At 50.1% G+C, this 24,021-nt stretch carries 21 protein-coding genes; 3 read left to right on the top strand and 18 right to left on the bottom strand.

Annotated elements, in window-relative coordinates; genetic code table 11:
• Positions 1 to 131: 131 nt before the first annotated feature.
• The 12 genes from NF543_RS16245 to NF543_RS16190 form a co-directional block, all read right to left on the bottom strand.
• Positions 132 to 1,562 carry a sulfatase family protein gene (locus NF543_RS16245; protein ID WP_257669228.1) on the bottom strand — a complete coding sequence of 477 codons (1,431 nt, stop codon included), beginning with the start codon at positions 1,560 to 1,562 and terminating at the stop codon, positions 132 to 134.
• 61 nt (positions 1,563 to 1,623) lie between these two features.
• Positions 1,624 to 2,949, bottom strand: coding sequence for a sialidase family protein (locus NF543_RS16240; protein WP_257669227.1), 1,326 nt, complete (start codon positions 2,947 to 2,949; stop codon positions 1,624 to 1,626).
• Positions 2,950 to 2,981: 32 nt separating this feature from the next.
• On the bottom strand, positions 2,982 to 4,307 hold the full coding sequence (locus tag NF543_RS16235) for an FAD-dependent oxidoreductase (protein ID WP_257669226.1): 1,326 nt from the start codon (positions 4,305 to 4,307) through the stop codon (positions 2,982 to 2,984).
• Positions 4,308 to 4,320: 13 nt separating this feature from the next.
• Positions 4,321 to 7,026 (bottom strand): sodium:solute symporter family transporter, encoded by a 2,706-nt coding sequence (locus NF543_RS16230; protein ID WP_257669225.1) that lies wholly within the window; start codon positions 7,024 to 7,026, stop codon positions 4,321 to 4,323.
• A complete protein-coding gene (locus tag NF543_RS16225; protein WP_257669224.1) occupies positions 6,980 to 8,440 on the bottom strand; it encodes a sodium:solute symporter family transporter in 1,461 nt (486 codons plus the stop codon). The genes NF543_RS16230 and NF543_RS16225 overlap by 47 nt, the downstream gene beginning before the upstream one ends.
• Before the next feature lies 1 nt (position 8,441).
• Positions 8,442 to 8,777, bottom strand: a complete 336-nt coding sequence (locus NF543_RS16220; protein WP_257669223.1) for a hypothetical protein — start codon at positions 8,775 to 8,777, stop codon at positions 8,442 to 8,444.
• 6 nt (positions 8,778 to 8,783) lie between these two features.
• Positions 8,784 to 9,713, bottom strand: coding sequence for a DUF6772 family protein (locus tag NF543_RS16215; protein ID WP_257669222.1), 930 nt, complete (start codon positions 9,711 to 9,713; stop codon positions 8,784 to 8,786).
• A 9-nt stretch (positions 9,714 to 9,722) separates the two neighbouring features.
• Positions 9,723 to 11,243, bottom strand: coding sequence for a RagB/SusD family nutrient uptake outer membrane protein (locus NF543_RS16210; RefSeq protein ID WP_257669221.1), 1,521 nt, complete (start codon positions 11,241 to 11,243; stop codon positions 9,723 to 9,725).
• Positions 11,244 to 11,263: 20 nt separating this feature from the next.
• A complete protein-coding gene (locus NF543_RS16205; protein ID WP_257669220.1) occupies positions 11,264 to 14,266 on the bottom strand; it encodes a SusC/RagA family TonB-linked outer membrane protein in 3,003 nt (1,000 codons plus the stop codon).
• A gap of 85 nt (positions 14,267 to 14,351) precedes the next feature.
• Positions 14,352 to 15,494, bottom strand: a complete 1,143-nt coding sequence (locus NF543_RS16200) for a sialidase family protein (protein WP_257669219.1) — start codon at positions 15,492 to 15,494, stop codon at positions 14,352 to 14,354.
• A gap of 214 nt (positions 15,495 to 15,708) precedes the next feature.
• Entirely contained in the window at positions 15,709 to 16,407 is a 699-nt protein-coding gene (locus tag NF543_RS16195) for a FadR/GntR family transcriptional regulator (RefSeq protein ID WP_257669218.1), read from the bottom strand.
• 151 nt (positions 16,408 to 16,558) lie between these two features.
• A complete protein-coding gene (locus tag NF543_RS16190) occupies positions 16,559 to 17,263 on the bottom strand; it encodes a FadR/GntR family transcriptional regulator (RefSeq protein WP_257669217.1) in 705 nt (234 codons plus the stop codon).
• 378 nt (positions 17,264 to 17,641) lie between these two features.
• Between NF543_RS16190 and NF543_RS16185 the strand changes: the two genes are divergently transcribed.
• The gene (locus NF543_RS16185; protein WP_257669216.1) at positions 17,642 to 17,995 is read left to right on the top strand and encodes a winged helix-turn-helix transcriptional regulator; all 354 of its coding nucleotides are present in this window, start codon (positions 17,642 to 17,644) and stop codon (positions 17,993 to 17,995) included.
• 93 nt (positions 17,996 to 18,088) lie between these two features.
• Entirely contained in the window at positions 18,089 to 18,814 is a 726-nt protein-coding gene (locus tag NF543_RS16180; RefSeq protein ID WP_257669215.1) for a DUF8817 family protein, read from the top strand.
• Between the two features lie 914 nt (positions 18,815 to 19,728).
• Here the strand turns inward: NF543_RS16180 and NF543_RS16175 are convergent.
• From NF543_RS16175 to NF543_RS16160, 4 genes are all read right to left on the bottom strand, one after another.
• A complete protein-coding gene (locus NF543_RS16175) occupies positions 19,729 to 20,202 on the bottom strand; it encodes a hypothetical protein (RefSeq protein ID WP_257669214.1) in 474 nt (157 codons plus the stop codon).
• A gap of 85 nt (positions 20,203 to 20,287) precedes the next feature.
• The gene (locus NF543_RS16170) at positions 20,288 to 20,920 is read right to left on the bottom strand and encodes a hypothetical protein (protein WP_257957519.1); all 633 of its coding nucleotides are present in this window, start codon (positions 20,918 to 20,920) and stop codon (positions 20,288 to 20,290) included.
• A 128-nt stretch (positions 20,921 to 21,048) separates the two neighbouring features.
• A complete protein-coding gene (locus NF543_RS25565; protein WP_373275012.1) occupies positions 21,049 to 21,513 on the bottom strand; it encodes a hypothetical protein in 465 nt (154 codons plus the stop codon).
• A 296-nt stretch (positions 21,514 to 21,809) separates the two neighbouring features.
• Positions 21,810 to 22,259 carry a hypothetical protein gene (locus NF543_RS16160; protein WP_257669212.1) on the bottom strand — a complete coding sequence of 150 codons (450 nt, stop codon included), beginning with the start codon at positions 22,257 to 22,259 and terminating at the stop codon, positions 21,810 to 21,812.
• Between the two features lie 140 nt (positions 22,260 to 22,399).
• On the opposite strand from NF543_RS16160, the gene NF543_RS16155 reads away from it, so the two are divergent.
• Positions 22,400 to 22,948: a hypothetical protein gene (locus tag NF543_RS16155; protein WP_257669211.1), complete on the top strand. Its 549-nt coding sequence runs from the start codon at positions 22,400 to 22,402 to the stop codon at positions 22,946 to 22,948.
• A gap of 128 nt (positions 22,949 to 23,076) precedes the next feature.
• Here NF543_RS16155 and NF543_RS16150 read toward each other — a convergent pair whose 3' ends face one another.
• Both NF543_RS16150 and NF543_RS16145 read right to left on the bottom strand, forming a co-directional pair.
• Entirely contained in the window at positions 23,077 to 23,529 is a 453-nt protein-coding gene (locus NF543_RS16150; RefSeq protein ID WP_257669210.1) for a DoxX protein, read from the bottom strand.
• Positions 23,530 to 23,555: 26 nt separating this feature from the next.
• Complete coding sequence (locus tag NF543_RS16145) at positions 23,556 to 23,999, bottom strand: DoxX family protein (protein ID WP_257669209.1); 444 nt, start codon at positions 23,997 to 23,999, stop codon at positions 23,556 to 23,558.
• Positions 24,000 to 24,021 lie beyond the last annotated feature (22 nt).

Below are 24,021 nucleotides of genomic sequence, written 5' to 3'. Positions count from 1 at the left end.
TTACAACAGTTGCAATGCTATTATTTCAATCCCAATGGATCAAAATATTTAAAGTTATTATGATCTACATATTGATAATTATACTAGGGTTATTGTTATTTGCAAAAATTCACAGTCTTTTTTACGGCTATTTACTGATAGGGGTAGTCCTCAAGATAGTCGCCCCCATTATTCAAACGAGGATCATTCGTTTCCTGCATCCAGCGGTTTAACTCGTGGCTCAACTGCTTGCGAACTGCCGCATATTGCTTTTCTCCAACAACATTGGTCAGCTGATCGGGGTCAACCGTCAGATCGTAAAGCTCTTCTGCAGGCCTTTTCATAAATGCCCGCTCAAAAAACGGAGCAATTTCGGGATCATCTTTATGGATCATCATATAATCTTTGGTTGGTGATTTATCTATATCTCCAAAACGTCTGGTACCGATTTCCGGATCGCCCGCGGGCCAACGATCCGATCTGAAATTCCGGATATACAAAAAGTCCTTTGTACGAATACCTCGCGAAGGGTAACCAACATTCCCTTCACGGACGTATGCGTGTCGCTCGCGTTCCACAAACATCTTGTCGCGTTTGACAACATCTTTTCCTCCTGTCATTAATGAAAGCAAATTCGTCCCCGTCATCGCATCTGGGACTTGTATGCCCGCTGATGCTAAAAAAGTAGGTGCTAAATCAACGAAGCTGACAAAATCTGCACGAAGCTGTGCCGGTTTTATTCGGGCAGGCCAGGATATTGCTAATGGTATGTGTGTACCCGTATCGTACAGATTTGCCTTTGCCCGAGGGAAAGGCATACCATTATCTCCGGTTACTACAATCAATGTGTTATCAAGTTCGCCCGCTGCTTCCAAAATCGCAAGAATTTCCCCAACATCGTGGTCAAATCGTTCTATTTCATGATAGTAATCCAGTATATCGCCTCTTACCACTGAATTGTCGGGCAAAAAAGCAGGAACTTGTACATCCGCTGCTGACCTTCCCGATTTAATCCCGCTATCCTTTTCATAAGGCCGATGTGGATCATGGCTTCCAAACCAAAAGCAAAAAGGTTGGTCTGTTGACTTATTTTCAAAGAACGTTTCGAAATTTGGATATGTTGGTCCAGCCGGATTATGCTCGTAGCCACCAAGTTGATATTTTCCCGGGCCCCAGCCTTTCTTAGAAAGCCCGGTTGCATACCCTTGCTTGGCCAACAATTCCACATAATTGGGGAACTCTTTATTTAAGAAACCCTTTAGATGAACGCCTTCCTCAAGCTGATGAGGCCACTGTCCGGTAAGCAAAGAAGCTCGTGAAGGAGAACATGATGGTGTAGTAAATGCATTTGTGAACAGCACTCCTTGCTTGGCAATTCTGTCAAAGTTGGGGGTCTGAACGACGTTGTCTCCATAGGCACCAGCATTTGGATACCCCCAATCATCAGCGATAAGAACCAGGATATTGGGAGCCTGTTTAGCCCCTTCGTAATCATCATTGCTGATAGCCTGGCCGTTTGTTTCAGCTATAAAAAATAGCAGACATCCCAGGATGAATGTTATCAAGATATTTACCTGTTTCATATACACTATTATTAGTTAGATACTCGTTCCAGATTTCCCGCAGAGCAATATGTTGATCGTTTTATTTTTCATGTTCCATATTTTCCATCAACCAATCAAGTTCGAACCGCACAAATGAAATCCCAGCGACAAGTGTACTCTCCGGGTGGTTGTTCTTTTTTTCGTACATCAGGCCTATTGTTCCGTCTTTTAACTGCACGAGATCCGAATACTGCGCGCCATACGCGTACACTAATTTGCTAACAGGCCAGGTCTTGCCGCCATCGGTACTTAAGCTTACGGTCAACCCTTCCCGTTTATCCACTTTGTTTGGATGTGAATGAAGCAGCCAGTCCGTTTTCCGGGATTCCTGATGAGACGGTTGCACACGTATTAATCCGCAGTCGACAGCTGTATACGGTATCACGGTTTCTTCTTCATACCCTTCTTGCCAAGTGACTCCTTGGTCATTGCTCCGGGCTACCCATCTCCTGCCCCTGTTGTGCATCCTGGCATTCATCATAACCGTTCCATCAGCCAACTGCACCACACGCGCTTCAGTGGCATGATGCCCAAGCCCCGTATCGCTCCCCTTCGTCCAGGTTTGGCCATGGTCATCGCTGTAGATAGCCGACGAACTATAAAGCCGGTCTGCTATCGGGGTGCTAACGCTTGTGCCATCTGCTTGTACGTTACCGATTGGCCTCCGGTGCCAAAATTGTACGAGCAGCCGTCCGTTGTCCAGCTGAATGCCGTGGCCGGGACCGGGCATATGAAATGCGCGCCCCAAATAGTCACAAGCAAACCCATTGGCGTTCTTGATCGGTTGCCCATTGATATCCACGTGGGGCCGCCCATCGGGTCCCGTATTCAACACATCCGTTATTTCCGTCCGTTTGCTCCAGGTCAGTCCTTCATCGTCGCTGAATCGATAAAAGACATGGGTCATCCGCTGCGTGTTGCGTCCCTTGTACTCCCCTTCGTTCAGTACATAAAAAATGAATATGCGTCCATTGGTGAGATCCGTCAGAGCGGCGGGATTTGCCCACGACTCCAGTTTCCCCTGCACTCCCTGGGCCTTCCAAAAACCACCGTCGCCCTTTTCGATGAAAATATCTGATGACCAAGTGATTCCATTATCGAGTGAACGTTTACATACCAAATCATGCGGGCCTTCGTCACTGCCGTCCAGCCTGGCTTCCGTAAAAGCCAGTATGGCCCCCTTTTTGCCCAGCGTGAGCCCAAGTATGCGGTGGTTTTTCATCCCACGCTCATTGCCCATCCATACCATCGTCTCCGACATAGGAGTTTTTTCCTCTTGTTGCTTAATTCCTTGCGAAAAGCCTATGTTATTGCCCGCCAGAAAAAGTACGATCATACAAAACACCTTTATTTTCATACTGTTCATCATTCATTTCTTTAATTAAACTGCCATCATAGTCATACAATCGCTCCCTGTCCCTTTAATTCTTCACGCAATGATTTCCCATTGAGTTCAGCAACACCGATGCCCGCTCTGGCACATAATGCCGCCGCAGTCCCCGCCGCTTGCCCTAACGCCATGCACTGAGCCTGTACCCGTATCGAGGCAAATGCTTCGCGTGTGGCGGAAAGGCATCCTCCTGCCACCAGTAAATTGGTGGCTCCCTTGGGTACGAGTGAGCGGTAAGGAATCGCGTATGGCTCCTGAAGGAAACTGACGTCCTGTTTGCTATTTGCTGCCCGATGAATATCCACCGGATGCCCGCCATATGCAACCGTGTCATCGAAGCCCTTGGATTGCAGGATATCCTCAAGCGTCATCGTATACAGTCCAATGATCCCCCTTGTCTCACGTATACCTACCTGTGTCGCGGTATCTATCAGGTAAGCATCTCGCATTGCGGGCACCTTTTCCGTAAAGATTTTCACGATTCGCATCACATCCTCCCGCAACGACCGCTCAGCTGTTGACACATCATCCCCATCGGCGGCATTGCCCCGGAACCTGGTCGCATTTACGGAAAGCTGCCCGTCGCGCAGGGTACTACCATGTACGGCCCATGGCCCTCCAAAATTGGTAAGCCTTCCCGCGTCAACTTCCTCCATCAACAAGCGTTTCAACGCTACATTTGTGTATTTTACTCCATCCTGTGCCATCAGCAAATCAAAAGCCGTTGTATCCACGCCGCCAAGCCGGAAATAAAGTGACATGGGTTGAAGTTCACCATCATATTTATTGCGCATTTTCCAGGGTAGCTGGCTACGGGAGACCAGGTCACCCGTACCCGTGCAGTCTATGAAATATTTTGCAGCAATAGCCTGCCTTCCACTTTTGTTTTCAATCAGCACATGGGTCAGTGTTCCCGCCTGACAGGGATCCGTGACACATCCCACTACGTGGGCATGGAGCAGGATGTCTACGCCAGCCGCTTCCACCATATTCAATGCCGTGTACTTATACGTTTCGGGATCATAAGGCACATTGCCGCTTTGGAGGTCGATGATCGCCCCACCTCGTCCAGCCATCTCACCGACAAATTCTTCTGGAATACCCGAAATAATACGCTCTCCACGGAAATTAAATTTGCTGATGGGTCCTACCAAGCCTGCGGTAGCCATTCCACCCAGAAATCCATAGTGTTCCAACAACAATGTCTTCGCCCCATTTCGTGCTGCAGCGATAGCAGCTATAAATCCCGAAGGTCCGCCACCACAGACAACGACATCTGCTTCCCTTGTAACCGGTATCTCGCGCGCTGGCTCTAGGATAAATTTCTTCTTCATTTAGCTCTTAATCTCATTTATTACCACTATTGGCCACTTTCGTCGACATCGGAGCAACTATACTTGCCAAGTAGCCGATGATGAAGCATGATAACATGCCTGTAAGGCTGTACACCATAAAATGTATGGGCGTATGCATGCTGACAACGTATTGTATAACCGCGCTGCCAATGAAGCCGACCAACGCCCCCAACGGATTGGCCCGCTTTGTAAAAATCCCCAGAAGAAATAGTCCCGCCAGGCCCCCGGTAAGCAATCCGGTAATGCGTCTGATCATATCCCACAACGAGCCCACTTCGTAAATGAACATAATGGCAGCGATCAGCGTGCCGAGGATCCCAAACATCGCTGAGACAATTTTTGCAATAAGCAATTGCTTCCCAGACTCAATGGGCTTGAAACGGACAAAATCCGTAACTACAGCCGCCGACATGCTGTTCATGGTGCTGCTGATCGTAGACATAGCCACAGCGAATATCCCGGCCACCACAACACCCCTGACACCTGATGGCAACTCATTGACGATAAACCAAGGGTAGATGGACTCTTGCGTCGGCAGTACAGGATTCAACTTTTCGGGGTAAGCATGATAATAGGCAAAAAGCGCGCTTCCAATCGTAAAAAACAAGATGGAAGACACGACAATTAATACGCCGTTTATCCATACCCCGCGTGACGCACTTTTAGCATCCTTGGTCACCAGGTACTTTTGGATGACCGTTTGGTCAGCGATGTACGGCACCAAGCCACCGCCCACCCAATATGAAATCGCAACGAACACGGTAATCTCGGCAAAACTGAAATCCCAATGGACGAAATCGAACTTTCCAAAATCACGGTTTGCAGCGATAATGCCGCTCATTCCACCATCCAATTTCATTGCGACGACCACGATGCTCAGGACGGCGGCGAGCAGAAACACCGCCACCTGCAACACTTCCGTCCAGACCACTGCTTCGATTCCACCTAATGTGCCGTAGACCGTCGAAAACAAGCCGATCACGATAATACAAAGCATCACGTCGATGCCAGTTATAGCCGATATCGCCAAGGCAGGGAGCAACAGCATCACACCGAACTTCGCCACCTGAAACGACAGAAAACTCAAACTTCCCAACGTTCGCACCGTTGCGCTGAATCGATTTTCGAGATACTCATATGCCGTTGTGACATTAATCTTGAAGTACTCGGGAATAATGTAAAACACCACCAGCGGGGCAACCACCAAACTGCTGACGGTGGGCAAAAAGTAAATCCAACTTTCGTTGTATGTTTTAGCCGGTGTGGTCAGGAAAGTGATTGCGCTAAGCAATGTGCCAAACATCGCCACGCCAGAAGCCCATCCGGGGATCCGCCCGCCTGCTTTATAATAGTCGTTCGTGGTTTTTATATTCTTTTTGAATCGATATCCGATATATAGGACCGTGATAAAGTAAAGCAGAATCAGCAGGTAATCCCATGCATTCAATACGGATGATTCTTTGGTGGCCAGATTGGCCTTCCATATCGTCGGCGAACGCAAGGCCGGCGCGATCTCCCCGCCCGGGATAACGATATCGTTATGCCACCATACGGCTTGGGTAACTACTGGAGCCGCTCTGGGAAATTCCCCAACGCGTATCCAACTGTCCGTAAGTGTATGGTAAGCGAGCACATCACGTGAAAAACCGGAGTGGTTATCGGCAATACCGTTGAGCACCCCGCGCAGACTGTCCTGCTCCGCGCTCGTTTTCGAATTCCTGTATTGATTTTGAGCAGATCGAAACTTCCGATGGTCCTCGCTGTCTGCTCCACTAAAGACCAATATATGATTTAACCCAACCGCTACGGACGAGGCACCGCTTAAACACCGCAGCGAACCGTCGCCCAGCCGAATGTCCTGAAGCTGCTTCCATTGGTTGGTATGCACATCGTATACGTGGGCATCAACTAATAGTTCTTCCCCTTCTGCGGCGCCCTTCCTTCCGCTAAACAGGAACAAACTATGGTCTTTTCCATTGTTTTGTTCAGCCACCACCGGCATCATCCTGCTGGGTCCGTTCCACGAGGGTAGCTTTTCCCATTGCCAATCATCATCGCCGGCTTTTCCGAAATCAAGTCGATAGAAAGACTTCGTGGCACGCCCCTTATTCTGGGCTTCCACACCACCTGCGATATACACGGATCCATCCAATAGCACCGCCCCCATGTAGGCCATCGGAACGGGTAGCTCCGGCAAGTTTGTTGTTTCTACCGTTCGCTTGGATTGATTCCAACTGATCAAAAAAACATCCGTACGGTAGCTGGATGAATCCATACCTCCAATGCATAGCACGCCCTTGGGTGTGCTAACAGCAGCTCCGTAGGCCCTGCCAGCGGGCAATTTAAAAACCGTATCAAGCCATTGGTATTCCCCGCTTTTTCCACGCTCCAGTACGCGAATGGACTCATTCCAAACCCGCGAATCTCCATTCCAAGGCCGGCCTTTTTCACGAAAATAGGTGCCGCCTGCTACCAGCATTACGTCATTATGCACGCCAGCAAAGTGACCGGCCAATCCTTCACCACGCATGCTTGATTCGGAAGGGATTGGTGGAAGTTCATCCCAGATTACCCGTCTTTCTTCCTGGGCACATACCGGTGAGGCGAGCAGCGTAAAGGCGATAATACAGAAGAAGTAATAGCGCATAGGTTTATCTTTTTCTTTTCCTCCGGTAGACCAATAGCAATTGCTCTTCACGTGGACTGTCTTTCGTTAACCAACTGGTTAGCATACCGGACAAACAGGTGACTGTCCCGCCGATGGCGCTATACCACATGTAGGATACGTCGGTTAATCCCGCTATCGCCAACACGACGGCGAAACCGGCTATAAAACCCACCAATGCCCCCTTAGGGCCAGTGCTTTTGCTGAGCATCCCCAGCAGGAATATGCCGACAAGCGCGCCGCCAAAAAAGTTGATGACGGTGGTGGCGGCTTCCAAGATATTGCCCAGGTACCCGCCAAGGCAAGCCAATAATGTCGAAAAAAAGCCGATGATCAAGGTGACCATCCGGGCCAGCGAAACCGTCGCTTCCTTCTCTTTAAACCGATTGTAGAAATCGGAGAGAAATACGGTGGTCAATGAGTTCAGTACGGAACTGATGGTCGACATCGCCGCGGCGAATAACGCGGCAATCAAAAACCCCCGTACACCTACGGGCAGCTCGTCGATGACAAAGCGGATGAAGACCTCATTCGTTCCGATATCGGCGGCCCTACCTCGCTGCTCATAAAAAGCAAAGAGGACGGCACCCTCAAAGAAAATCAAAAACCCCAATACGGTAGCGAATAAAACCGATGTAATGAGTGCAAAATTGGATTTCCGCAGCGAGTTAACCGTTAGAAAACGTTGCATCTCCGACTGGTCGGCTCCAAACTGCGAGATAATCAAAAACGTGCCGCCAATGATGCCGCTCCAAACCGTGTACGTATCCGTGAGCTTGGGGGAGAAATTGAAATAGTCGAATTTGTTATGCGCCTTGCCCAAACTGATTACTTCCGCAATGCCCCCGTCCACACCCGCAATACCAATACCGATGATGACAAATATGCCACCCAGCATGATAATCAATTGTGGTACGTCGGTCCAGATGACCGCCTTCATCCCGCCCATCAAGGTATATAACGTGGTCAACACACCGGTAATCAATACGATCCAGATGATATCCATCCCGGTCAGCGTACTGAGGATGATCGCCGGCGCATAAATGCCGATGGCCAAAAAGCAGCTTTTGAAGAGGATAAAGAGGGCGCTTCCCAGCAACCTAATGGTCAAATTAAAGCGCTTTTCGAGGTATTCGTAAATGGAGTACAGCTTCAAGTTATAAAAAAACGGTAAAATAACCACACAGATCACCGTGATGGCGATTGGTAGGGCAAGCCGGTATTGCAAAAAGGAAAAATCGCTGCTAAACCCCAGCCCTACCCCGCCGATGTATGCAATGGCACTGGCTACCGTGGCAATGCCGGAGAAAGCCGCCGCCCACCAGGGGATATTGCCACTACCCAGGAAAAAGTCCTTCAAGGATTTTTGCGATTTGCTGAAAATCCCCGCGAGTGTCAGTACGCCGACAAAATAAACGACCAGTATAATGTAATCTATTTGGTGCATATCACGCCTTGAGGTGCAAGTGGACAGACAGTTTCATGGATGTATGCGTTCCCTTCAGCTCGCCCCGTACACGAAGCCAATTGCCAAAATGGGATACCTTGGCATGGTAATGCCCCGGTTTGCTGATTACCGGAAAGACCGTTCCTTCCGGGATCCAGTTGATCCCATCGGCAGAAATTTCTACTTCCGCTTCCAGCAGGGTGTCCATGCCCGCTACCTCCTCTACGATTAAAAAGAAAATGGCCTCTGCAGCCCATCCCGTCTCCATGGGATGGGATGCTAAGGTATTGTTTATTGTAATGCGGCGCTCTACCGCCGATGCATGAAAATGTCTCATCTAATTTTACGCTCCTGATATAACAATGGAATCTACATATAAAAACACCCTTCTATCCGTATCGTTCTCTACCCAAATGCTGGGGTTGAACAAGCCCTTGATCCGCGCATAAGGAGCGGTGAGGGTAGGCTTCATCCCCCTCAGGTCAAAGATGGTATTGCCAGATTGGAGGGCCACATACTCCCGCTTCTCGGTATCGATCGTTAAGCGCAGGTAGCTCCAGTTGATTTTATCGTCACTTTCGTTATAACAGAGGTCTTGGTAACCGCCGTCTATCCATTCAAAGCCATCCGTAGAACCATCCGGATAGCGCTTTCCATACCACATGGCATCTACCCCGTGCTTGCACCAATCATTCTCCACCCCATAGGCCCACTCCAGGTCGGTCACGTCCTTCGCTTGGAAGATCTGCCATTTCCGCACCATGTTTCCATCCACCGCGTTGAGGTAGCGGGCACCGATAAAATACCGGTAGTCATCGTCCTGCACATCGAAAAAAAACCCGAATGCCCGCATGGCCTGTTCGCTGAGGCCCTGCCGGTCCTGCTCGGGAGTATAGGCATACCACATTTCAAACTGCTTGAGCCCTTTCGGCAAGTGGGTGGTCATGCGTTTGATGCCATGCGATAGGCTACCCGGTGCGGGCGCTTCGGTGTAGGGATTAGCTATGGGCCTGGTGGATAGTTTCAGCGAATACGTACCATCCAAGGAACCATGCGTGCCCGCAAAACGGAAGCTGGCCGAACTGAGCATGAGGGGACCCCACTGCGTTTTATCCACATGGCTGTAACGGAGCGTGTTGAAATCGGTTCCTACATAATTGGGGTGTAAATCCAACCAACCGCACATACCCCGATCAAAATCGTCATAACAGATGACGTGTTTAAGCGGTTGGAATTTACTTAAGCCTTGGTCTAAGGCAATTACATGTTGCATAGTTATTGTTTAGTTTCCCCATCCGGGGTTTTGTGTTAGCAAAGGGTTTAAAATCAATTCATCAGGAGGTATCGGAAATAACAGGTGCTTATCCATAACCGGCAAGGTAGGGTCGATGGCTTTCAGGGTTTCCACCAATCGTGATGTCCTGACCAAGTCAAACCAACGATGCCCTTCAAAGCCCAATTCAATGGCTCTCTCGTGCAATACCGCGTCCCTGAATTCGTCTTGGTTAAGGTCGGCCACGTCTTCCGGAAATGCGGAAGGTTGGCCATTCCGGTTTCTGGCGCGTCCCCGTATTTCATTGATCATGTCATACGCTTCGTCCGAGGGGCCACCCACTTCGTTCATCGCCTCCGCCCGCATTAAATATACATCAGCCAGGCGTAACACGATAAAATTACCGCCCCATTCGAATCCGTTGCGGGAAGTGGCCGTCCGATCTATATATTTCAGGCAGGGCGCCGGGTAAGGATTGGTAAACTGCTGCCAGGTAAGCCATTCCCCCTCAAAATTAACGCCTCCGGTAACAAAGGTTGATTCCCTCCGGTAATCTTCCTCTTGGTAAAGATTAAAATAGTCAACGGTGCTCACAATCCCGCCCCCGTCTGAAGGCCCCTGCTCTTCGAACAGTTTGATCCCCCTTGGCATGGAAAAGGCCCCGAGCGGACTGAGTTCGCCCAAGGGCGACAGGTTTCTGTCGCCCTGCCATTCAAATAAAGACTCCGGGTTAAACTCATTCGGCGGACCAAAAACCTGCTGGTAATCAGGCATCAGGTGATGTTCAGGCATATCGATTACTTCCTTGCATAAATCCGCACACAGCTGATAGTCATTGTCGCCAGCAGCCGCGGATGAAGCCCTGGTCAAATATACCTTCGCCAGCAATGCTTTTACAGCTCCCAATGAAGTGCGTCCTTGCTGGTTGGTCGGCGGCACCGTTTGTATGCAAAATTCCAAATCCGTGATGATCTGCTGGTATATCTCGTGCACCGGGTTGCGAGGCACATTGACGTCGTCGATTGATGCCACTTCTTCGGTAATCAACGGCAAGGCGCCCCATAGGCGAACACCGTAAAAATAAAAGAGCGCGCGTAAAAACCTGGCTTCGCCAATGTACTGCTGCTTGCGGGATTCATCCATAGGTACACCTGCTCCCCGGTTGATCACGTTATTGGCCCTTACAATGCCCGCATACATGCTTGTCCATACCCGGTTGATGTCGCCGTGGTCATTCGTAAAGGTGTAGTTGCTGAGCAATCGCTGCTCGGCTAACGAGGGGGAAAATGCTTCCCCAGCCGTAAACCAGGTCAGGTAATGCAGCCTTCTGGCCAAAAAACTCTGGCCGTTATCGCCCAAGCCATCATATACCCCCACCAACGCGGTGAACAAATCCTGTTCGTTCTCGTAGAAATTATCGGGAGAGAGAAAACCACGCGGTTCCTCCTCGAGAAATTTTTCACAGGATGATGTAACCATGCAAAATAATAATGCAATAAATCCTATTGTGGTTTTACCGATATGTTTCATGATAAATTCGTTTAGTATCGTTAAAGTCCAAGATTAACACCAAATATGACCGTGCGGGCCGTCGGATAGTGCCTGCCCCCATCGGGGTCATATCCCGGGTAATCCTTTGTGAATGTAATCATATTTTGCCCCGAGACATATACATTTAACCGCCTGAAGCGAGGGATAAGGCTGGCGGGGATGTCATAGCCCAGCTGGATGTTCCTGATTTTGACATAGGAGCGATCGACCAGGTTATAGGTCGACGATCCCAGCCAGTTGCCCACATTGGCCCTCGGGATATTGCTTTCGGTATTTTGCGGGGTCCATCGGCCCAGCAAGGTCCTGAGCTTATTGCTCCCTCCGGCAGCAGGATTCAAGATGGAAACCCCATGCATTTCATCCATCCCAAGCTCCCCCTGCAGGAATACGCCCAGCGTAAAGCCCTTATACGCAAAATTGTTGTTCAAGCCGAAGATGTGGTCGGGCAGCGGGTTGCCCAGTATCACCAGGTCATCCGCATTCAATTGGCCATCCCCATTCGTATCCTGATACCTCGCATCACCGGGCTTCACCCCCAGCTGTACCTGTTGTGCATCTATTTCTGCCTGGTTATGGAATACCCCATCATAGGTGTATCCCCTGATGGCTCCGGGCGGGTGCCCCAGAAACAGCGAGGTGGATGCCGACCGGCCCAAGGAGACCATTTCGCTTTTATTCCTCGAATAGTTGGCATTGATGTTCCAGGCGAAAGCACCCAGCTGGATGTCGCTCCCGATATTGACCTCAAAACCCGTATTATCCAAGTTGCCCGTATTATACAACGCACTGCTATAGCCTGAATAGGCTGGCAAATTCACTTGGAAAAGCAAGTCATGCGTTTTCTTCCTGTAGTAATCAAAGACCACATTCAGCGCATTGTCGAACAGGGAAATATCCAAGCCGATATCCCATTGGGCGGCCCGTTCCCATTTTAACCCGCTATTGGGCAAACTGACCTGGCTTGCGCCGGAAACCAATTGCCCGTCTATGATGTAAATATCGTTGGTGGTCACGCGGGCCAGCGATTGGTAACTGCCAATCTCCTGGTTGCCCGTAATGCCGTAGCTCGTCCTGATTTTCAAATCATTGATGACCTGTTGGCCTTTCATGAACTCCTCCGCGGATAGGCGGTAGGCCAGTGCAAACGAAGGAAAGTACCCCCATTTGTTGCCGCTTCCAAACTTTGTGGATCCATCGGCCCTGAGGGTGGTGGTAACCAAGTATTTGTTTTTATACGCGTAGTTTACCCTACCGATTACAGAAGCGAGGCCCCATTCATTGACGGATGAACTGACATCCGGAACCCCGGATGCACTCCCGATGTTATCCACACCGAAGCGGTCATGCGGGAAATCGGACGCCTGGGTAGACGATTGCTTGATGCTTTCCGTTTGCCAGGTGAATCCCCCAAGGACATCGAGCTGGTGTGTTTCATGGAAGTTTCTGGTAAAATGCAGGGTATTTTCGTTCAACACATTGGTGGATTTCCGCTCCGAAAGCAGCCCCAATCCGCCCAAAAGACCGCCCAGATAGGTGGTTTCCGCCGGGTAATACTCCTCATTGCTCCGGTTCATGAGGTTCACTCCCCAAAGCGTCTTGAAGGTAAGCCCTTCGATGATTTCATACCCCAGCGAAAGGTTGCCCAACACGTTGTCTCCGGTAAGCTGGTTGTGGATGCTCAACAAGGAGGCCACGGGGCTTTCGGTCTTGCCCCCCCCATACCAGTCGGTCACATAATTTCCATCTTCATCAAACACCGGGATGGTAGGCGATGTGGCGAACACCTTGTCGGCAACCGACCGGATATTATCCGAGCCCGCACTGTTAGTAGGTACCGCCTGGTTGATGGTTTTGCTATACGTGAGGGATTGGCTAAACGTCAATTTCTTACCTATTTTATGGTCGGTATTGATCCGCAGCGAATAGCGGTCCATCGACGAGTTCAACGCGATTCCATCCTGGTTGTAATAGTTGGCCGAAATGAAATAGCGTGTATCGCCCCTTCCACTGGAAAGCGATAGCTGATGGTTCTGCATCGGGGCGGTACGGTATACCTCCTTTTGCCAATCGGTACCATTTCCGATTGCGCTGGGGTCGGGAAATGGTTGGGGCAACCCCCCTTCGGTTGCCCAGTCGTTTAAAAACGCTGCATGCTCGCTGCCGTTCATCAAATCTAATTTCCGGACGAGGCTTTGCGTCCCATAGTACCCGTTGTAGTCGATCTGGACCTGTTCGCCGCTCCCCCTTTTGGTGGTAATCAGCACCACGCCATTGTTTCCCCTGGAACCGTAAATAGCGGTCGCCGATGCATCTTTCAGTATCGCTACGGATTCGATGTCATTCGGGTTTAACGAAGCCAACGCGTTCGTGGGGGTAAATGTGTCATAGGAAGTGCCGCTTGGATCCATGTTGCTGTTGTAAACGGGTATACCGTCTATCACAAACAGCGGCTCATTGCCCGCGTTTACCGAACTTGCACCACGGATACGAATATTCACGCGGCCCCCGGGGGCACCCGATGAATTTGATATCTGAACACCGGAAGCCTTTCCCTGCAAGAGCTGGTCTATGCTCACCAGTGGCTGGTTTTGGATGTCCTCGCTGGATACTTCGGCGATCGAGCCGGTGATGTCCTTACGCCGTTGCGTGCCATAGCCCACTACCACGACTTGCTCCAACGCCTCCATGCCCGGCTCAAGCCTGATATTGATTTCATCGCGCCCTCCAATATCAACCCGGAGGGTCTGGAAGCCGACATAAGAAGCCACAATCACCCCATTGGGATCGATGATGGCTAGTGTGTACCTGCCATCGGCACCGGTTACGGTACCAGCGGCAGACCCTTCGTACTTGATACTCACACCCGCCAGCGGTTCTCCGGAATCGGCGGCTGTAACACGGCCAGATACCATCTTGGCATTGGCCTCCTGCCCTTGTGCGACCTGAACATGCAGGACGACACCATAAAGCAGTGCACAGAAAAATGTAATTCGGTTAATCATAACATGGTCATTCGTTAGTTGTAAACTGGTTAGTTAATTAAAAAACCACTTATATGCTGCTGGAGCAATACCCCTGTGGTTCGATTTATTGGCCGAAATCATCCAAGGTGAACCGAACACTCACCACGGAATTTTTTTCCGGCCCTGGCCTGTATTTGACATACGTGGTGGCCACCAACGTATCATCCGGCAATACTTCGAGACCGGGATAGCCACAATCTGCCCCCTTGTAGCTATGCAAAAGCTTCAGGCGGCCACTTCCCTGGCGTCCTTGAATGATATCTTCATAATGCCCCATCCAGGCGACAAAATGGTTGCGTGTCTCACTGCCATTTCCCGTATCACGGAATACCACAACCAAGCGTCCATCGGAGGTGTACTTCGCCTTGTGGCGGTCGCCATGCAAGGCAAAGGGCAACGGCTGTACATCCGACCAGGATTCGCCTTCATCCTTGCTGGTCATAAACAACGCCACGCGCTCATCATTTTCCCTGATCAGGCAGAGCAGCTCACTGCCGTCCGGCGAACGTACGATTTCGGGCTCACAAGGTTTCAAGCCCGGTAGGTCAAGCACAATACGCCATGGGCTCCATGTAAATCCCCCATCTTCTGAGATGCTTTGGGAAACTACGTTGGATCGCTTCTCCTTGGTTTCCCCGGGCCGCCGGATGTTTGACATCGCCAGCAGTTTCTTTCCCCCATCGATGGGTTCAATGGTGCAAAAAGGCATCACGCTTGGGCCGACACCATTGCTTTCCATGGGCGACCAGGTTTGGCCCTCATCGAGGGAATGGGATTGGTACATGCCCCCATCAGGACCGGTACCCGCAAATACGAATAAGTGGTGCTTTCCCTCCGGATCTGGCAAACGATAGATGGTCGGGCAATTCCGCACGGACGGCCAGTTGGTCGGCACATTGAGCAACGGGCTCCAGGTAAGCCCCCCATCCAGGCTCTTTTTCAAGGGGCCACATGGCCCACCGTGGTTATAAGTCCACACGCAATACATCGTCTTTCCATCTGGGAGCAAAACGGTAGTAGGGTGTCCTTGGTAGATTTCTTCGGTACCTTGGGCCACCATCACGTGCCTCGCGGTATCTTTGGATAAATCCGTGGTGCTGAGTGTATCAAGGCCTGATGAGGATTCGGCTTTTTGACCGATACAGGCTATATGAAAAGTGAGTATGATTACGGATAAGGCAAATAAACGCTGTTTTACTGTTATCATAACTTGAATTTATAATTGGTTGTCGCTATACTGATATAACCTAAAATACTTATGTTCTACATGTTTTTAGTCACTTGATTACCCAAAAACAGGCCTACAATTCGTTACTCTCAGTTATACAAATCAAACACATCATATATGTCTGATATATTCAACAAATATATACAGGAGTATTTTAAAAAAGCAAATTTTTTTAAAAGAAATTTCTCAGTTACTAGGTAATTAGCTGAAAATGATGCTCAAAGTGATTTTTCATAGCTTCGCGGAATGATGCAGCGTTTCCGTTTTTCAAGATGTCGAGCAGGTCTTGATGGGTCACTTCGGGGGCGGTACCCGGTTGATGTATTTCGGCCCGGTAGTCCAGTACGTATTGGAAGATGGGTTGTAGCATTTCCTGAAAACGGATCAATACGGGGTTTCCCGTTATTTCATATAAGGTGGCGTGAAACGTGATGTCCAGTTGGATTAGCCTTGCTTTGTCGCCGGTGAGCTCTTCTTCCTTCACGATGCCGTCCAACTTTTGCAGGTGTTGGTCATCGATGCGATTAAACAGGAATTCGCCCAGGCCCATCTCCAGCATCAACCTCACTTCAAATAGGCGTTTCAGCGTTTCCTTCCCCAGAAAATTCAGTTCGAGGATACGTTCCATCCCACTGAGCACATCCGGCTCGGTCAGGATGGTTCCCCTCCGCTTTCTCACATCGATCATGCCTAGCATCCGAAGGCGGCTTAGCGCTTCGCGGATGACGCTGCGGCTTACGCCCAATTCACTTGCCAGCTCGATTTCTTTTGGCAACGCATCTCCGATCTTGTATCCTTGGCTTATAAAATACTCCCTCAGCCGTTGCTCGGCCTGGTCAGTCATCGTGATACTGCTAATCGGGTTCAATGGGCTGCCTGCTGTTTTACTCATGCTTGGTTTCCTTGTGCTTCTTCTTACAAAGATATGATTATAATATGCTATTGACTGGGTGCAATGGTACTTGCATCCCATCCGGATACCTATCCTTGGTTTTCTGTACGAGCCTAACGGTGGCTTGCCTTGTGTGTGGTGGCAAGGGCTACTAGCGGCTTAATTTTTCAAAATGCGGACTGAGGTGCTCCTTCATGGCATGCCGGAAATCCTCCGGGCTACCGCTTTTCAGCAGGTCGAGCAGATCCCGATGGGTCACTTTGCCCACTTTGGCCGCACCGTTTATTTTTTCTTCTTCGTTTACCACATACTCAAATACCGGCAAGAGCATATTTTGGAAACGGGTGAAGGTTTCGTTGCCCGTCATCTGGTAGAGCTTGCCATGGAAAGCGATTTCATATTTCACCTTGAAAGGCTTTTGCACTTTATTGACCTCTTTATTCACAATCTGCTCCAGTTCCTTCAGGTCCTTATCGGTCATCCGTGCATAAAGCAGATCCGCCAGCCCCATTTCCAGCACCAGGCGCAATTCAAACAGATCCTTCAGGGTTTTCTGGTCGAGGATGAGCGGATCCATTACACGCTCGAATCCGCCCAGGATGTCCGGTTCGGCCAAAATCATGCCGCGCTTTTTCCGTGACTCGATCATGCCCAGCATGCGCAGTCTGCTCAATGCTTCGCGCACCACATTCCGGCTCACGTCCAAGGCCTCGGCCAGCTCAAGCTCTTTCGGCAGGGCATCGCCCGGTTTGAAGGCTTTCTTCTTCAAGTACTCGCGCAATCGGGTTTCGACTACGTCGGCCATCGTCGTGGAGGCGATTTTTTCAATATCGTTACTTAAATTCTTGCTTGCCATGTGAATTAGGGTTAAACAATCATAGTGCCAGCAAAAATGGGATATTTTTTTTGAATATGTAGGACAAAAGAAAAATATACTCCAAATCAGCTCGGAAAATCCGGTGTTTTGTGCCTCCCATTGTGGAAATATACCGCTTACCCATTCACCAATTATACGGATATTCCTGTATCCACCGCAATTTGGTGTTCATCAAGGTTTATCCAGTTAATCCATACTCAAGTGGTGTATTCCTAGCTTAGGTCATCGCAGTTGGGTTGGCTAATTTATAAAACCATATCCATTTTGCAAGGCTAAAGAAATGCGAGGCATTGGTTATTTGTATAATTTCGTAGCGCGTGAGTCCGGCAACACCGGATAACCTGTTTTGAAAATAGTATGATGAACGATTTCCTTTACAACAAGCGGATTTTTTACAGCCCCGTTGAGTTTGCCATGGCACATATAGGCGGTACGTGGAAAATCCCGATATTAAATTGCCTACGGACCGGGGCACTGCGGTATGGCGACTTGAAAAAATCCATACCTCACATCTCCCATAAAATGCTGATTACCCAATTGCGTGAATTGGAGGAAAAAAACATGGTTACCAGGCAGACTTTCCAAGAGAAGCCGCCAAGGGTGGAGTACCAACTGACAGCGAAGGCCGAAATGGCCTTGCCGGTCATTGACCAATTGGCCGAATATGGTATTTCCCTAATGAAAGAAGCTGGAATTGATCACACGCCTTGAGGGCTTTGCCTGCTTTTTCCTTTATATACAAAAAAGTATATAAAAATGGCCTTGTAAATCATAGTGCCTAGGTTTGCATCAAATAAAATGATCATGGAAATGACCGATGAAAAGAACAAAAAAGAATGGACCACCGTCCCAATCCTGCCGTGTGTATCCATAGTGGAAACGCTATCCTTCTGGGAAATGCTGGGATTTGAGATTACTTATAAACAAACCCGCCCCTATCAATACGGTGTGGTAGCACGGGGCGGTTCCGAATTGCATTTCGGACGTGTCAGGGGTATGGAAGCCGTGAACTATGAATACAGCGGTTGTCTCGTGATGGTGCCCGACGCAGGAAAGGTGTATCAGGAATTCAGGGCGCGATTCAAGGAGAAGCTGGGCAAAGTGCCGCACTCAGGCATACCAAGGATTTCTCGGATGAAACCGGGTACAACCCGATTTACGTTAACGGATGTTTCCGGTAATTCCATTATTTTCGTTGATGGCCGAGAAACAGACAAAGACCAGGAAACCTGGGAGAAAGCGGACAACAAAGACCAAAGCCCCTTGCAAAAATCCATTGCCATGGCTATCAGGTTCCGTGATTACAAGGAGGATGAACAAGCGGCAGCGAAGACCCTGGATGTAGCCTTGCGGAAAGCGGAAAATGAAGACAAAACAGACATCGCCGAAGCATGGATACTGCAGTTGGACCTGGCAACTTTTATGGACGAGCCAGACCTTGCACAGGAATGCAGAACACGGTTGAAGGAGTTGGGATTAACCGCTGAACAATTAAAATCTTTATTTCAAAAGTACGATGTTGAAGGTTGACTTGGTACAGGGAGCGTATTCATGGATCCATCCGACGGCTGACCGGTATGCTTCCACATGGACATGAACCCATCTGGAGTCTGACCGGTACCCTTACAACGTGGACAGCAAACCTGTTGAGATCCGACCGGACTTAGGTGGAACGTACCCGAACCCATCCGGAACTCAACTGGTATCCTTACCACATGGACAGCAAACCAACTGAAATCTGGACAGGCTTGGGTGGAATGCACCCGAACTGATCCGAAGCCTGACCGGTACCCTTACAACGTGGACAGCAAATCAACTGAAGTCTGGACGGGCTTGGGTGGAATGCACCCGAACCCATTCAGAGCCTGACCGATGTCCTTATAACATAGACAGCAAACCCGTTGGAGTCTGACCGGGCTTGGGTGAAATGCACCTGAACCCATCCGAAGCCTGACCGGGATCCTTACAACGTGGACAGCAAACCTGTTGAAGTCTGACCGGACTTGGGTGAAATGCACCTGAACCCATTCGGAGCCTGACCGGTGTCCTGACAACGTGGACAGCAAACCAGTTGACGTCTGGACGGGCTTGGGTGAAATGCACCTGAACCCATCCGAAGCCTGACCGATGTCCTTACAACGTAGACAGCAAACCAGTTGAAGTCTGAACAGGCTTGGGTGGAATGTACCTGAACCCATCCGAAGCCTGACCGATGTCCTGACAACGTAGATAGCAAACCAGTTGAAGTCTGGACGGGCTTGGGTGAAATGCACCTGAACCCATTCGGAGCCTAACCGGCATCCTTACAACGTAGACAGCAAACCAGTTGAAGTCTGGACGGGCTTGGGTGGAATACACCCGAACCCTATCCGGTGTAGACAGGGTTCGGTGCGGTGTAAACCAATATCGGGTGAACGATAGATCGGGTGAGGTTTGTTAGGAAATCAGCGGCATAGCCAGTGCAGCACAACCCCTCCGAGGCTAGCCAAGGCCAGGGCAGCCATTACCCAGTGCCAAGGGTTACGGCGCGTATCGGTATGCTGTTCTTCATGGCTTTGCCGGATGGCCAAGCTGTCCGTTTCCCAGCTGGACGTTTGTCGGATCTGTTGCGTGCTGCCACGGGTGGAAAGGTGTTTCGTGCGGATGCCCTCCCGTTGTACCTCCACACGGGTGGCATGCCCGCTATAGCCCGAATCCGGATGGTAGCTGAACGGCCCGACGGGAATAATGGTGACCGCTTCCCTGTAGTTGGTGATGGCAAGTTGCGCTTGTGCAGCAAACTGCAAGGTATGCAGGCTGTCCAATCGATTCACCTGCTGGTAACTGACCTGTTGCTGGTGCTTCCGCTCCGTGTTGCGGGTTTTCCTGCTGGCGCATGAAGCGAAGACTAGCAGAACAAAAAGGATGTAACGTATCATTTGAAGTGGATTTGAAGTTTTTCCAAAAAAAGGGTGGCCCTGCACATGGCAGCACCACCCTCCTACTGATTATTGCCCGATATGCTTACCAGCGGGTAAACGCTACGGCCGTCGGGCTCCAGGCACTCTCGCCCTTAATGTTGCGGGTCCGGACGCGAGCGTAGTACTCCCGGCGGTTTTCCACAGGCGTGATCAGGTTGCCCTTACTGCGGCTGACACGGCGGATTTCGCCCCAAACAGGTTCACCTTGCTCATCCTTCTGGTCGGCCGTGGTGTACTCATACTCGGCGGCTCTTTTCACGGCCTCCCAGTCGAGGATCAGCTCTCCGGGCTGCCTCCCATCGCGGAATTTTATCCAACCCACTTCCCCCGGTGCCAGCAGCTCACTGGGCGGCTCCACGGGATGGAATCCCGAACTTAGCTGCGTGGAGCTCACATCGGTGAAATTGTTGACGTAGCTGGTTACCCGGCGCATCATTACGATCAACGCCTCGCGGGCTTCATCCTTCTCCCGGTTTTGTTGAATACTCCCTCCCTTGGACGTTATACCATGCTTGTTGAGGTAGTCCTGCGCCGCCGGTTGGTATTCCGAAAGCGGAGGGTTCATGTCGGGGAAATTGGTGTTCGTACTCAATGCGTCTATCGTGCGCGTCGCCAGTGTGGCGAGCTCCCCGTCAGTCATGTAACTGTAATTCGTTTTTAATTTTGGCTTTCTCATTTTTTTTTGTCTTTTGCTATCAGCTTTCGGCTGTCAGCGTTGTTTATGTTAGCTGCATTCGCAGCGTTTTTTTTGATTGAACACGGATGACACCGATGGAGCGGATGACCGCGTATAGGTATCTGCGTTCAATCTATCCATCGTGCGACGGCATGGATCGTCCTGACCGGCCGTCGCTTGCGGTATACACCGTCTGGGCCAGCACGTATGGGGTTGGCGATGCTGCTGTCATTGCCCAAGGCTCCGGTGTTGTTGGTGTTGCCCTCTACGGTGATGCACCACGTGCCGTCCCAGTTATCCACGAAGCCCACATGGGCGATACGCCGGAGATTGCTGTAGTGGATGCCGAAGATGTCGCCCACCTGAATGTCATTGCGAGGCAGGCGATGGGCAGTGCGAGCTGACCGCGAAGCAGCTCCGAAGGAAACCATCCGGTCCGTTGCGTAGACTGCCTCGCTCTTGTGCACATTCCCTGCGTGCTTGCTCGCAGTGACGGCAGAAGAACGCCACACCACCCGTTTCTCCGGGAAAAGCGCCGGGCTCCAGGGATTCCTAGGCTCGGCATATCCCGCCTGCCCGAAACACCAGCTCACGAAGGCTGCACACCATGAGTAACCCTCCCCTAGCCCGCAGTAGCGGAGGTATTCGGCTACCCGATCGCCGTCGTTGTTGCCGGTGGCTTCGCGGACGCCGATTTCGGAAGTGTAGATTTCACGCAAAGTCGGGGTTGATGGTTCACGCAAAGTCCGCAAAGGATCTTCCGCAAAAGCCGCAAAGAATTTTTCTTCTATGTCTTCTTGGAAATGTTCAGGGGAGCCGTGCTGGTAAAAAACCTTCGCGTCCTCTGCGAAGGAGCGAAGCAATTTAGCGCGCTTTGCGTGAAACAAAACTAAAACACCGCTACCAAGCAGCACACAAACGCATACAGCAGCCCAAAGAAGATACCGAGGTAAAACGTGATTTTTTGCCATGATTGTAAGGATTTGAAGTTGTTGGTAAAATAATGCCGTTGATAGTCGCGCAACACCGGCCAGAGCAGCCCGAGTAGCCAATGGCTTACGGTTAGAAAAGCAAGCAAGGAGAGCCCAGCAAGCAACAGCAAGGAGAGCGCCCCCACATCCACCACGGCGGCCGTGGGATCCAGCCAGCGCAGCCACCAACCGCTGAACACGAAGGCCATGCATAAGCCCAGCATGAAAGCCGCCTTCACCATCGCGGGGCTAACCAGCGCACGCAGCCATTTCAGCCAGCCCATCGTTTCCTTTTGGAGCTTTGTAAGCCCCGGCACCATCGCCATCCTGGATGAAGACGGTGCATTTCTGAATTCGATTGTTTCCATTTCAATTTTCGATTTGATGGAGCAAACATAATGGGGGTCACCTATCGGGAAAAGGGCATGGCCAGCATTGTCCGCCGCTGGCCGCGTGTGGCCGGAATTGTCCGCACAAGATTTGGTATAACCTTTGCTATGCAGGCTGTATGAACAACAACTACAGCAACAAATCAAAACATCTCGCTTTGGCCATATTGGCCGTGATGGCCACCGTAATGGTGTATGGGCAACAGCGTACCACGAATATCTCACGGAAGAATTCCTGGATAAAAGCAGGGGTAAATGCGGGTATTCCCATCGCGGATTTGGCCGACCAGAGTACCTTTACATTAGGCGCGGAGGTAAAGGGGCAATTGATGTCTACCCCGCATTGGGGGCTCGGCCTCACCAGCGGGTATACGCATTACTTTCCAGAAGAGGGGCATGAAAATTTCGGCTCCGTACCGGTGGGTGTATTTGCCCGGTATTATCCGGCAAGGCAGGGTTTCTTCGTAGGTACGGACTTGGGCTACAGCTTCCAGACGGGCAGCGAGCTGAATGGTAATGGCGGCATGTATGTACGGCCCCAGGTGGGCTACCACAACCGGCTTTGGAATATTTTTGGGTTTTACAACGGCATCTTCCGTAAAGAGGAAAACGGAGGCCACATCCAATACCTTGGTATTGGCACCACCTTCAACATCATGTTTAAGTAGCCTGTCTACTAAGAATACCCATAAAAAACGCCGCCACCGGAAAGCGGCGTTTTTTTATGGGCTAAAATCAAGCGGTATCGTCTTTCCTTCCCGTGTCGATAATATCGCTCATCAGGTAGTAGCGCATGCTACCGATCTTGAGGGGATGAGTGCGGTTTTCGGTACTTGAATAGCAAACTATCGAGTTCCAAATATTTTTCTCGCATGGTTCCCAGCGCAAAGGAAGCTGCCGAAGCGGTCAGGACTGAAAAGTCGAATACCCCTTTGATGCCCGTAGAGAATGTCATCGATAGCGCAAACAACAGCAATAAAACACCACTGAGTGTTGCGAACAATTCCGTTTTGAAACCAATCAGGAGAAACAAGGCGAACACTACTTCAGCCGCCGTGGCGATAAATCCTATCGTCGGTATTAATCCAGCTGCAACCCATGGATTTAACAATTGGGTGTATTCCAAAAAACTATCCCAATTGCCCCAAATAGTCACGTCCTCGTTCCAAAATCCGAGCCTGTCTGCCACCGCCGACAAAAACCCGACAGCAATTGCCAGCCGCAGGTATAGTTTGATTGTTCTTTGCATACCCTATTTTATCTTAAATCTGTTTGCTATTTCGCCAAGGAGGGTGTTGGAAAACTTTTCAGCCGCTCCAATGCAAATTTCAATTGCGGATTTAACAGGCAGGAAGTAACCGCTATGCCAGCTACAATCAAAGGTGATAGGGCATCCCCATACATACCTGTTGCCAGGTGTGAGATTACGGCACCTATTGTCACAAAAAACAAGCCTGCATAGGCACTGATTTTAAAAAGCGCAGGGATCCGTGGTATGCTCAACGTAATTCCCCCAAGAATTTTCCCAAGCCCTATTATTGACATCGCATACAGCGGGTAGCCCAATTGTTCAAAAACATCGACTTGATAGGCTAGTTGGAAGAATTGACTTGCTCCGCCGACAAGCATCCCGATGATGGTAATGGCGGTAGTAATCTTAAAGATAATGTTGCGGGTTCTTGCTGAACCTGTTTTTGAATTGCTTTCTGCGTTCATCATTTCTGAAATATTTTATGTTTAT

The organism is Parapedobacter tibetensis (assembly GCF_024704835.1).
GTDB lineage: Bacteria > Bacteroidota > Bacteroidia > Sphingobacteriales > Sphingobacteriaceae > Parapedobacter > Parapedobacter tibetensis.
The sequence above is the reverse complement of the archived record's forward strand: the minus strand, read 5'-3'. Positions and strand labels throughout refer to the sequence as shown.